This window comes from Streptomyces sp. NPDC051172 (assembly GCF_040682555.1).
In the GTDB taxonomy this organism is placed as follows: domain Bacteria; phylum Actinomycetota; class Actinomycetes; order Streptomycetales; family Streptomycetaceae; genus Streptomyces.
Map to the genome: position 1 here is coordinate 1 of NZ_JBFBBE010000318.1, position 1,678 is coordinate 1,678.

The 1,678-nt window shown below is 69.7% G+C and carries 2 protein-coding genes; both read left to right on the forward strand.

The window, feature by feature from the left end; translation table 11 throughout:
- Window positions 1-175 precede the first annotated feature (175 nt).
- Complete coding sequence (locus AB0N07_RS50690) at window positions 176-640, forward strand: hypothetical protein (RefSeq protein WP_365847737.1); 465 nt, start codon at window positions 176-178, stop codon at window positions 638-640.
- A gap of 86 nt (window positions 641-726) precedes the next feature.
- Window positions 727-1,563, forward strand: a complete 837-nt coding sequence (locus AB0N07_RS50695; protein ID WP_365847739.1) for a transposase family protein — start codon at window positions 727-729, stop codon at window positions 1,561-1,563.
- The last annotated feature ends 115 nt before the right edge of the window (window positions 1,564-1,678 follow it).

A 1,678-nucleotide genomic window follows, 5' to 3' on the forward strand; every position in this document is an offset into this window, starting at 1 on the left:
GAGTCATCGCCATCTTCGAACATGCCTGGTCGGAGGCTCTGGCGTGCGGTTGGGTGGGGATACTCGGGCTGGTCGCGGGCGCAAGTCTGCGGTCTTGATCGTCTGGCAGGTCGCGCCGGGGCGGTTTCGCCGGTTCCTGTGCGTCCCGGCCAGGGGGCCGCCTACGATCCGCTGCATGACGGAGTCCGAGATCGTGGTACGGATCGCCGCGCGGCGCACGGAACTGGACGAACTCGAAGAGCAGCTGGTCAAGCAGCTCGACCAGGTGCGGGCCGAGCGTGACGAACTCGCCGTGGCCGAACGGGTCTGGCAGCGCATGGCCGAACAGTTCGCCGCCGAACACGCGGTGGCTGAGGAGGCCGCGCCGGTCGCGGTGCAGGTCGCGGGCCGTGCGGTGCTGCTGGTCCCGCACCGCGAGGGTGGCATGGACGAGAGCGCGCTGCCGCCGGACTACCAGCGGATCATGGCTGCGGTCCACCAGGCCGGAGCTCCGGTGGCGACCCGCGCGGTCGCCGAGGTGCTGGGCCTGGACACCAGCGTGCGGGGCAAACTGGAGCCGCTGCGCGGGAAGCTGACCAAGCTCGCCGAGCGGGGTTGGCTGCGCAAGCTGGCCGACGGACGCTTCGCCGCACGCCTGTGACCAGCACCGACACAGATCGTGGCAAGAGATGTCAAGATGGTGGATGCGGCCGTAACCGGGGTGCCCTCGGCGGCTGTTGAGATTGTGTGACGAAAAACAACACGCCCGCCGAGGGCGTCTCACTTGTTTACCAGTGCCGCCTCAACGTGTCCACGCACACCGTCGAGTACATGGCCGGCCTGCTGCGCGAGCACCTGAAGGCGATCAAGTCCCCGTTCCGTACGCTGCCGCCGGCCCGGATCGCCCTGCTGGTCCTGGCCAACCTGCGGCACGACCAGCGCGTACTCGACCTGGCCGGCGGCAACGACGTGCCCGAATCCACCCTGCGGCGCTGGCGCGACGAGATGATCGGCCTGCTCGCCGCGAAGGCCCCGCGCCTGGACCGTGCCCTGAAGAAGATCGCGAAGCGCGATGGGGAGGTCGTGCTGCTCGACGGCACCTTGATACCGACCGAGCGCCGCACCGGAGCCGAGGACCGGCGCAACTATTCCGGCAAGCACCACCGCCACGGCCTGCACTTCCTCGCCCTGACCGACGAGAAGGGCCGCCTGGTCTGGATCTCGGCGGCCCGGCCGGGCCGCACCCACGACGCGAAGGCCGCCCGCCACGAGCACATCGTCGACCACTTGAAGGCCGCCGGCCTCGGGGCGCTCGCCGACCTGGGCTTCATTGGCGTGGACAACCCCGACGACCCCGATGACCTGGTCATCGTCACCGGCTACAAGGCCACCCGCACCCGCAAGCTGACCCCCGGCCAGAAGGAGGCCAACCGCGTGCCGGCCGCCGGACGCGCCCCGGTCGAACACGGATTCGCCCACCTGAAGAACTGGCGCGTGTTGACGAAGCTCCGCACCAACCCCGGCCGCGCCACCGCCCTCCTGCGCGCCCTGCTCGTCCTGACGAACATCGAAGTCAACCGCTGACCGACGACTGACGGACGATCAAGACCGAGGACTCGCGCCCGCGACCAGCCCGAGCACCCCGACCAAACCGCACACCAGCCCCTCCGACCTGCACGTTCGAAGATGGCGAAGGCTC

Excerpts from the sequence above, each read along its gene's own strand:
- AB0N07_RS50690 (WP_365847737.1), top strand. The coding sequence starts at position 176 with ATGACGGAGTCCGAGATCGTGGTACGGATCGCCGCGCGGCGCACGGAA.